The sequence below is a fragment of the Micrococcus sp. HG099 genome, from assembly GCF_024723355.1.
GTDB classification, from domain to species: Bacteria; Actinomycetota; Actinomycetes; order Actinomycetales; family Micrococcaceae; genus Micrococcus; species Micrococcus endophyticus.
The window spans coordinates 18,556-29,233 of sequence record NZ_JANQCJ010000014.1 but is presented as its reverse complement, the minus strand read 5'-3'; the positions used below and the strand labels follow the sequence as shown (position 1 = coordinate 29,233).

At 70.8% G+C, this 10,678-nt stretch carries 5 protein-coding genes; 1 reads left to right on the top strand and 4 read right to left on the bottom strand.

Annotated features, from left to right (window positions below):
• The 4 genes from NWP10_RS02595 to NWP10_RS02580 form a co-directional block, all read right to left on the bottom strand.
• On the bottom strand, positions 1–207 hold a 207-nt coding region (locus NWP10_RS02595), incomplete at its 3' end, for a hypothetical protein (RefSeq protein ID WP_258299794.1).
• 16 nt (positions 208–223) lie between these two features.
• Positions 224–772 carry an NYN domain-containing protein gene (locus NWP10_RS02590; protein WP_017489009.1) on the bottom strand — a complete coding sequence of 183 codons (549 nt, stop codon included), beginning with the start codon at positions 770–772 and terminating at the stop codon, positions 224–226.
• A gap of 149 nt (positions 773–921) precedes the next feature.
• Positions 922–2,022 (bottom strand): hypothetical protein, encoded by a 1,101-nt coding sequence (locus NWP10_RS02585; RefSeq protein ID WP_258299793.1) that lies wholly within the window; start codon positions 2,020–2,022, stop codon positions 922–924.
• 215 nt (positions 2,023–2,237) lie between these two features.
• A complete protein-coding gene (locus tag NWP10_RS02580; protein WP_258299792.1) occupies positions 2,238–7,517 on the bottom strand; it encodes an AAA domain-containing protein in 5,280 nt (1,759 codons plus the stop codon).
• 200 nt (positions 7,518–7,717) lie between these two features.
• On the opposite strand from NWP10_RS02580, the gene NWP10_RS02575 reads away from it, so the two are divergent.
• Positions 7,718–10,678, top strand: coding sequence for a DEAD/DEAH box helicase (locus NWP10_RS02575; RefSeq protein WP_258299791.1), 2,961 nt, complete (start codon positions 7,718–7,720; stop codon positions 10,676–10,678).

Here is a 10,678-nt window from a genome sequence, read left to right as displayed (position 1 = left end):
CCGACCGGTGGACTTCGGCGCGGGGAGCAGCGGGCCGATCACGGCCCAGACCTCGTCCGAGATGACATCACGCGACATGACCCTAGACTCGCGCATCCACGTCCCCGAACCCTTTAGCAACACGCCCTCGGCCAGCGCGGGCGGGTCCGGGCAGTCGAGCGCGAAGACCTGCAGCACGGAGCGGATGGGCGTGGGGCGCGGGGCCATGGCGGGCCTTCTTCGGTCAGAGGAACTCCAACGGGTCGAACTCGTCGATGTCGATGACGCGCAGGCGGCGCAGCGGCGTGTCGAACGCGCCCACGCCGTACTCGAGGTCGAAGAACTCGACGTCCGGGATCCGGCGCAGCTCGTGGGAGAGGAACTCCTCGAAGCCGATGATCGCGGTCCGGCGGTCCGGGGTGGCGGCGAGGTCCGTGAGCTGGGGGGCGAAGTCGGCGTCGTGGCTGACGAGGACGACGTCGTCGTCCCGCTCCTGCAGGGCCTCCATCGTCTTCTGGATGCCGATGTCCACGACCTTGCCGGCGCCGCGCAGCATGATCGGCTTGTAGCCGATCGCGGTGAGCGCCTGCACGAAGGGCACGGGGATGTCACCGTCGATGGCCAGGAAGAACAGGCCCTTGACGGGCTGGTCCCAGTGCTCGCCCATGAAGGACAGGAGGCGGTTCCACCGCGGGCGCTCGTCCGGCTGGGGACGGCGCTGCAGGATGGAGGTGCCGAGGGTGGCGTCGATGTTCTCGCCGTCGACCAGCAGGTACGTGGTGGATTCGCTCACCTGCCCGAGGCTACCCGCTGAGGCGGACGAGGTCGCGGGCGCGGGCGCGGGGGTGTGGACGGGGGCGGAGGCCGGTGCGGGCGTGGGCGTCGTGGTCGGCACGACGACGGCGCGGCCCGGCCCGGCGGGGGCGTCGGCGCGGCGGCCCATCAGTGCTCTCCCCTCGAGCGGCGCCCGATCGGGTCGGTGACGAGGCGGACGATCCCCTCGATCGGGCCGGCGCGGAAGGGGCGGACCCGCACGAGGCCCCGCCACAGCAGCGGCAGCAGGATCCCGCCGGCCAGGAGCGCGGCGAGGTTGAACCAGGTGTCGTCCGCGCCACGCCCGTCGACCCACGGGCCGGGGCCGGCCGTGAGCACCCAGCCCAGGTAGGCCTGGTGCGCCACGTACACGGAGAGGGTCATGGAGCCCGGCACGGCCAGCAGGTCCGTGGCCGGCGAGGGCCGGGACGGCACGACGGCGGCGCACAGGCCCAGCACGCCGAGCACAAGGCCCGTGTCCACGAGGATCTCGGCGGCGGTGCCCGTGTAGGGCACGGGCGCGGCCCCGGTCTGCACCCGGGACAGCAGGATCACCAGGCCGGCCAGGACCACCCCGCCGACGCCCCAGCCCAGGCCGACGAGGCGGCCGGAGCGGGGGAGCGCCGTCGTCGTGACGTGGACCGTGCGCACGAGAACCGCGCCGAGCAGCGCCCACGCGAGGAACGCGGTGAGGCGGTACGGGCCGGCGGTGAGGAAGCCGGCGACCGCCGGGACCAGCTCCGCGGGGTCCAGGCCGAGGGCGCGCGCGGCCGGGGCGAGGGCGTCGGCGACGGCGAGCGTGCCGGCCGCCGTCAGCAGGATCCCGCCGCCGCCGGCGAGGAGCGCGAGCACGAGGTGCACGGCCAGGGGCAGGGCCGCGAGGAGCGCCATGAGGACGGTGATGACGGCCAGGTGGGTGAGCACGTCCACGACCGCCGCGTCGAAGAGGGAGGTGAGCCAGGCGGCGCCGAGCAGGGCGGCGGCGCGGACCATCGCGCGCACGAGGGCGCGGCCGACGCCGAGGCCCTGCACCTCCAGGCGCGCTGAGACGCCCACGAGGGCCGCGAACAGCGCCGCAGTCAGGTGCTCGGAGAGGTTCAGGACGCCCGCCGGGCCGCCCGAGGGCGCCACGTGCGCGACGAACATGGAGACCAGCGCGATCCCGCGCGCGGCGTCCACCCAGACCAGACGGTCGCGGCCCGTGTGCGGGCGGGATGAGACGCGAGGCACGGCGGGGGCTCCTGGGGGGCTGGGAGGGGTGGCGGTGTGGGTGCGTGGGGCGGGCGTGGGGGTGGGCCGAGGGGTCGCGGCCAGTCTAGGCGCGGGGTCTTCGCGTCCCCCAGGGCGACCTGTCCTGCAGATAGCCGTTCCCTGTCCGAGCTGTCCTGCAGAGTGCCGTTATGAAGGCGATTCCGGGGCTCATAACGGCCAGACGCAGGACAGGGTTACCGCGTCCCGCCGCTCATCGAGTCCATGAGTGCATGGACGGCGTTCAGATGGGCGCGAATCTGTTCGGTCAAGCGCTTCTGGCCGTAGTGCTCCAGCGTCGCCCGAAGGAGCTCGTCCTTCGAGAGCTGTGGCTGGTCCTTCCTGATCCGGGCCATCTGAGCCGCGACTTCAGCGGGCGGAATGACGCGGATCTCACGCGGGCCCGCGTCACGGGGTACGACGTCTGGCTGCGCGGGGAGGCGGTATGTCGTGCCCCCGACCTTCCGCTGATCCAGTGGATCCTCAGCCACGACCAGTGCTCGATGCACCACCGATCGCAGAGCGGCATCGAGCCCCCGCTCGATCACGTGTCCCATACGGCGAAGTCCGGAGGCCTCGACATAGACCCGCTTGACCCGGTCTCCGATGGCCGGCCCCTCGACCTCCAGGATGGCGAGGATGCCTTCGTGGATCTCCGCCCGCTCCGCCTCGTGAACCGGGACCGTCCTTCCGGTGAATGCTTCGTAAGGCTTCACCGCGGGTACCACCGCCGTCGGGAAATCCTCTTGGGAGGCTTGCGCTGCCGGCGGTATGGCCGGCACTCGTACGGCGTCCGGAGACGACGTCAGCCCCGTGAAGTCGTCATGGACTTCTACACCGACGGAGGGCCGCGAGAACTCGAGCACGTCCTCGGTGTCGCCGACGTCCGGGCTGGGGTCATCATCCGGGGTCGGGTCGTCCAGGGGTCGATCGGGATGCTCGCCCTCGAGTTCAATGTCCTCCTCGGAGGCAACGTCGTCCGAGGGGGCTGAACCATCGGCCAGGACCTCGTCGGCGACCTCGTCCTCCTCGAGCCAGCCGGATGGTCGGATCTTCATCTTCTCCAGCAGTTGCCACAACGGCTCGAGGGCTTTCTCGGGATCCACGTAGTAGAGGGACTCGCGGACCCGGAAGACCGTCCAGCCGCAACGCTCGAGCTCGCGTTGCCGGCGGAGGTCGTCCTTGTACTGTTCAGGGCCATGCCAGTGGTCGCCGTCGCACTCCACGGCGACGCGCGACTTGGGGCCGATCACGACGAGGTCCAGGGAATAGCCGATCGCCTGGAACTGGGGCTCCACGGTGAATCCTCTGGCGACGATCCGGTTATAGATGCGCTGCTCGAAAAGTGAGTCGAACGGCGCCTGACGGACGGCGTCTGAGACGAACGGAGACTCCCCGGGAGCGAGGGCGCGCCCGCGGCGAGCCACCCCGTACGCGTAGTCGAGCAGGCGGTAGCGGAGGTCCGCGGAGTTCTTGAAGTCGTTCAAGGTGGCTGTGTGGAAGAGCCGGATCTGATCCTTCGCCCGGCTCACGGCGACGTTGAAGCGCTGAACGTACTGGTCCGAGGTCGGCGCCATGATGCGCTTGCCCTCGTCCGAGGGGCCGGTCACCAGGCTCAGGAAGACCACATCGCGTTCCGAGCCCTGGAAGGACGGCGGCAACCCCACTCGCACGTTGTGGCGGGCGAGGTCTTCAGCGGGGATCTCCTCCATGACCAGCGTCTCGATCAGGGAGACCTGGGTGGGTCCGCCGAGGGAGATCACGGCCATCGACCGTCCCTCGAACGCCGGATCCGCGAGACAGGCGCGGAGGTCGTCGACAAGGGCGCGGGCCTCGGCCCGGTTGACTCGGCGAGAAGAGCTTCCCTCCTCACGTCCATCGGCCACGTGGGTGATGACGAAGGGTTCGAGTCGATCAGCGCCGAACTGGCGGACCGGGACGAGCTCCACGTTGTCCGGACGGTAGGCGATCTGATTGGAGAACTCAATGATCTCGGGTACACACCGCCGGTGCTCAGTCAACGTGAGCTGGCCGCCGTAGCGCTGCAGCGCCTCGTCGAAGAGGGACCGCTGCGGGTCCTCCCAGTAGGGACGCGAAGGGTGGTCCTCGAGGTACCGGCCGGCCAGCTGTTGCAGGTCATCGAGTTTGGTGCCGACGGCGGACGGCGTCACCTGCTTGTCATCACCGATCACGACGATCTTGGGGGCGAGGAATTGAAGGAAGACGGCCTCGGCACCGGCCTGGGAGGCCTCGTCGACGATGACGACGTCGAACATCCTCTCCTCCATGCTGAACTGTTCCGTCACCCGATACAGCGGCATGATCCACACCGGGACGGCCGGGCGGCACCGTTCCATGGCCTCACGGATCTGCCCCCGGCGGCGGTCGGCGTACTTGCCAGTGCCCTTGCCGAGCCGGCGGACGAGCTGGGAGTAGCCCCGCAGGTCGGCCCGGCTGCTCGGGGTCAGGCGTTCCGGGCTGACGGCATGGTTCCATGCGCGCAGGGAGGCGAGCTCCTCGGCGACGGTTCGCAGCGCCTCGTCGTTGAGCTTGATCTGATCCTGGACCTGATTGACGTCCACGTTCTCCCGGGCCGCGACCCATGGGCCCAGGGCGAGCCAGTCGAATGCTGCCCGGAGGGTGGGCACGCGGTCCGTCCAGACTCCCTCGGGGTCGGGTCCACGAAGCTTGTCGGCCAGACGCGGCGCCTCGGGTCGGAGGCGGGCGAGGAGCGCATCGCGCTCGGCCGCGGCGTCCGCGTGGGCTTTGAGCCGAACCAGGAGCGCGTAGGCGTCGCGATAGCGGTTCACGTCCCGCTCCCGGAGGGCATCGAGGAGTTCGTGGACGGGAGCGGCCGCGTCCTTCCACTGGGCGAGGGTGGAGACGTGGCTCTCGAGCGACTGGACTGGCCGGAGAGCGTCGCGGGCGACCGCTTCTCGGCGCGCGTGGAGGAGAGAATCCAGGTGGGCCCGGCGCTCGGCCGGATCCACCCAATGGACCGGAACGCCGCCGACGGCGCGCAGCTCGGCAGCCGCCGTATGTGCGGCGGCGGCCAGGCCGAGGACGCGGTCCAGCAACTGCACCCGGGAGTGATGAGCGTCGCGCCGGGCCCGCGGGTGGGCTGAGGCGGAGGTCTGGGGGTCCACGCGCCACACCTGGTCGAGCTGCGCCAGGACTGCATGGACCTGGTGATTCTCCAGGATGGCCGCGAAGTGCGCCCCGGTGGAGGGGGCGACGCCGTCCACCCGCACGGCGTCGAAGAGTTCACGACTCTCCTTCACCACGGTCGGAGTGAACATTCCGACTTTCACGGACCCGTCCGCCGCGGTCTTGAGTCGTCCTTCCGGGCCCAGCTCCTGGAGGAGCCGGCGTGCCAAGATGACCATGCGCGCTGGGTCGGCGTGGACCTGGACGGCAGTGTCGCCGAGCCGTAGCAGGTGACCGTCGAGGGCTTCGTGCATCCCGGCGACGGATGCCCGTACACCCTGCCAGGGCGCGTCATGCTCGCTCATGACGTCTGCGACGGCGTCGGCGACCCAGGCTTCGCGGCTGCTACTGAGCGGGCTTAGGCTCTCGGTGAGTGCGAGCGCGGTCCTCCGCAACGAGTCCAGCTTCTCTACGGAGGAGCTGCTGAGCGCAGCTGCCCGCGACCGGACCACGGGGTCGAGTCCCTCTTGACCGGCGTCTTCCATCCCGGAGAGCTGATGAACCCGATCGGAGAACTCCTCGGGGGTCATTACCGCCGCCAGATCGGGGCGTCGGCCCTGGAGTCCGTCCAGATCCGAGGGAAGGGCCGCTTCACTCATGTTCCGTTGAAGCGCAGCGAGTTCTTCAGTGCTGAGGGGGCAGGCCAGATCCACGGAGGCGGGCACGACATCGGTGATCCACCCGTGCCGGTCCTCCTCCTCCCTGTAGCGCTCGGCGATCCGCGCCAGAGTGCCTTCGTAGTGACCGCGTCTGTGCACCGCCACATCGACCTCTCGCGCCGCCACCAGTGAGGCCGAGAGGGAGGCGCGCTCCAAGCGCAGCCGATCGATGTCCTGGTGGAGGGCGTTGATCCTGCGAAGGGCGGCCTCCCGGTCGTGGGACGTCGACTTGTCCGCGATGGTGTCCACTGCGGTCCTGAGCTCGGCCATCTCCTCCCGGCCGGTCCCCACCACGGACACGGCGAGGGGCTTGACCTGCTCCGGGAGCTTGCCGCGGATCTCGACGAGTGCACGCTCCGTCTCGGCCGTGATGAGGATGCGCTTGCCCTGCGCCAGCAGATGGCTGATGAGGGCCGCGGCGGTATGGGTCTTTCCGGTACCGGGAGGCCCTTGCACAAGAGTCTGCGCGTGGGAGTCGACATGTTCGATGATCCGGCGCTGCACATCGTTCAGCGGCAGGGGGGAGTAGACCTCATCGTCCAGGGTGATGACGGCGCCGGGGGTGGCGTCGCGTTCTACAGGCGGCAGTTGGTCGGGGTCGAGCAGGGGGGCGACACCGGCCGGGACCTGCTGGTCTTCCGAGATGCGTTCGGCGATGGTCTGCAGTGCCTGGGCGAGGCCGGCGCGGCGGCGCTGACGCAGGATCAGGGCGGGGGACCAGCTGACCACGGGCGTAGGTCCGGACAGTGGCGCGGTGTCCGCGTCCGTCCACTCACCTTCGGCGTGGAACCGGTGGATGAAGTCCATGAGCAGGCTGCTCACGGCCTCGCGGTCCATCACCCCGCCGTCGAACCCGCGGGCCGTCTCCACCAGCTCTCGGACCACGGCCTGGTCCGCGATCTCGCTTGCCGGGATCATGTCCACTTCGGCGTTGAGGCCGAGGCGGGACTCGTCCAGATCGATGCGGATGTCGCCTGTCGACTGTTCCATGGACGCCTGCACCGGGACGGTGAGCAGGTGACGCCGGATGCGGTCGATGCGGCCCTGGGCCCGGCCCTCGGTGTTGAGCACATCCCAGCTGAGCAGGCCGAGGCCGAGGACCAGTTCCGAGGTGTCGCTCTCCTGAGTGGAGCGGTCATGGAGCTGGAAGAACTCCCGGTAGAGCTTCTTCTGGGCCTCGGTGCGGACATGCTCCTCGGACCAGCGGTCCCAGTGCTCCAACCACGTCAGCACCTCAGGCGGGGTGGCGACCTCGTCTTCCGTGGGCTCGACCTGCGCATCGAGGTCCTCAGTCTCCGACCCCGAGGCCGACGTCACCGGCGGCGAGACGGCGGGGCGCCGCTTCGGGTCGTCCAGCGGGCCGGTCAGCCACGTCCGGATCTCCTCATTCGCCCTCGGCGCGGGCAGGGCCGGAGGCCGGCTGACCGTGAGCACGTGATCCTGGTCCTCTGCGTCCGGCGACACCGTCACAGACTCGGGCAGGGCGCTCAGCCAGCGGACCGAGCCCTCCTTCTCGTAGGCGCTGAGGTCGCGGATCACCGTCGTCTTCATCGCCTCGCGCTTGGCGAGGAAGGTGAAGAGGTTCACTGCGCGATCGACGAGGGACTTCACGACGTGGGGCCTGCCTGGATGTGCGAAGGAGTGGGGTAGGTCGCAGTCTATGAGGTGGGAGTGCAAGCGGGTCGGCTGACACCACCGGAGAACCTGCGGCTCCCCCTCCGCGGCGCCGACACCGCGCGCGTCCGTGCGCTGCCCCGCCTCATTGCCTACAGTGACCGTGACCACGCACTTCACCGTTGAAGGAGCCCATCGTGCCCACCGCCTCCACGCTCACGGTCGCGCCCGGCTCTGTGGTGGTGGTCCGCGACGAGGAGTGGCTCGTCACCTCGGTGGAGCCGACGGCGGACGGTCAGCTCCTGTCGGTCCGCGGGCTGACGGAGTTGGTCCGGGACACCGAGGCCACCTTCTACGAGCGGCATGACGACATCCAGGTCCTCGACCCCGCCGCAGCCGAGGTCGTCGGCGACCCCTCTCCCTCGCACCGCACGGCCCGCCTGTGGCTGGAGGCCACGCTCCGCAAGTCCCCCCTGCCGGTGGACGAGACCTCGGTGACCGTCTCCGCCCGCGCGCTCGCGGATCCGCTGCCCTACCAGCAGGCGGCCGTCACCCGGGCACTGGACCCGGAGAACCTCCGCCCCCGGCTCCTCCTGGCCGACGCGGTGGGCCTCGGAAAGACTCTCGAGATCGGCATGATCCTCGCCGAGCTGGTCCGCCGCGGCCGCGGCGAACGCATTCTGATCGTGACCCCGCGCCACGTGCTGGAGCAGATGCAGCACGAGATGTGGACCCGCTTCGCCCTGCCGTTCGTCCGCCTGGACTCCCTCGGCATCCAGCGGGTGCGTCAGCAGCTCCCGGCCACCCGCAACCCGTTCTCCCACTTCAAGCGCGTCATCATCTCGATCGACACTCTGAAGTCGGACCGGTACCTGGCCCACCTGCGCCAGCACCGCTGGGACGCCGTGGTGATCGACGAGTCCCACAACATCACCAACTCGGCCACGCAGAACAACCGCCTCGCCTCGGTCCTGGCACCGCAGACGGACGCCCTGATCCTCGCCTCGGCCACGCCCCACAACGGCAAGAAGGAGTCCTTCGCGGAGCTCATCCGCCTCCTTGAGCCCACGGCGGTCAGCCCCGACGGCGAGCCCATCCCGGAGGAGGTCCAGCGCCTGGTCCTGCGCCGCCACCGGCACAGCCCGGAGGTCGCGGCCGTCGTGGGCGCGGCCTGGGCTGAGCGCGCGGAGCCCCGCAACGTCCTGGTCCCGGCGTCGCCGGCGGAGGACGCGGTGGCGGCGGAGCTCGCCGACGTGTGGCTGCACCCGAAGGCCGGATCCTCCCCGCATTCCGCGGGTTCCGGTCTCTTCTCCTGGACCCTGGCCAAGGCGTTCCTCTCCTCCCCGGCGGCCCTCGAGGAGACGCTCACGGATCGCATCCGCCGGCTCCACCCGGAGAACCACGCCCAGTCCCAGGAGATCGCCGCCCTGGAGCGGCTGCGCACCCTCAACCAGGAGGCCCTGGCCGAGCCCCGCGGCGGGAAGTACGCGGCCCTGCTGGAGCACCTGAAGAGCATCGGCGTCGGTCCGGGCGCTCCCGAGCGCGTGGTGATCTTCGCCGAGCGCATCGCCACCCTGCACTGGCTGCGGGAACGCCTGCAGAAGGACCTCAAGCTTCCCGCGGCCGCCGTCGATCTGCTGCACGGCGGGCTCTCCGATCAGGAGCAGATGGAGGTGGTGGAATCCTTCAAGCAGGCCCATACGCCGGTCCGGATCCTGGTCACGGGTGACGTCGCCTCGGAGGGCGTGAACCTCCACCTCCAGTGCCATCAGCTCGTCCACTACGACATCCCCTGGTCCCTCATCCGCCTGGAGCAGCGCAACGGCCGCGTGGACCGCTACGGCCAGCGCACCAGCCCACAGCTCACCGCGCTCATCCTGGAGCCGAGCCACGAGATGTTCTCGGGCGATCTGCGTGTGCTCGCCCGCCTGGTGGAGAAGGAGCACGAGGCCCACACCACCCTCGGGGACGCCGCGAGCCTCATGGGCGCCTATGACGTGGAGGCGGAGGAGAAGTCCATCCGCGCCGTCCTCGCGGGGCAGCAGGACTTCGAGGACGTGGTCGCCGACGCCGGCGCGGTGGCCGCGGGGGATTCGCTCGCCGGCCTCATGGCCCGCCTGGCCGGCTCGGCGCTTCCGGGCGCGGCGCAAGCCGCCACGCCCGCCACCTCCCCGAACGACGACGGCGCACCCCCCGCCGCCGCCCCCACCCCGGCGGGTGCCCCGGTCGGCTCGGATACCGCGGCGGAGCCGCTGGAACTGCTCCGGGAAGGCCTGGTGGAGGTGTTCACGCGCCCGGAGCAGTCTCCCCGTGAGCAGGGCGGGGGTGTCTCTTGGCGGGAGCACCCGGAGCAGCAGCTGGTGGAGCTCGCCCCGCCGAAGGATCTGCAGCGCCGCCTGACGGTGCTCCCGCAGTCCTACCTGGCGGACCGGCACGTCACGGAGCGCCTGGTGCTGGCCACCACCCGCCAGAAGGGCACGGACCTGCTGAAGAAGGCGCTCGCGGACACCTCGGACTCCACGTGGCCGGAGGCCCACTTCCTCGGCCCGCTGCACCCGGTGCTGGACTGGATCAGCGACCGGGCGCTCGCGGCGCTCGGCCGCAACGAGGTCTTCGCCGTGCGCGGGGACGTGGAGCACCCCGCGGTACTGCTGAACGGCACACTCACCAACCGGGCGGGCCACACGGTCACCTCGGCCTGGCTGTCCGTCGAGTTCCCGCTCGGTCCGGAGGCTGGGCTGGCCCCGGTGAGCGAGCACGTCTCGGCCGCCGCGATGCTCGCCCGGGTGGGGCTGGACGCCCCCTCGCCCAACCCCGGCCCCGCCGCGGATCCGGAGGGCCTGACGGCGCACGTCGGCCCGGCGGTCGACGCCGCCGCCGAGCATCTGCGCGCCGCGGTGTTCCCGGCGGCGGTGGAGGACGCTCAGGCGCGTGTGGACCGCTGGGTCCACCGGGCTCGACAGTGGGAGGAGGAGTCGGACGCCCTGATCCAGCGCGCGCAGATCCGCCAGCGGCGCGTCACCGTGGAGGAGGAGCGCCGCCTCGCGGAGGACCGGTCCCCGGCCCGCCAGCTCGTCCGCCCGCTGCTGCTGGTGGTCCCGCGGGACCACCCGGTGGCCACGCCGGAACGCCTGTCCACCCCGTCCCAGGAGGCATGA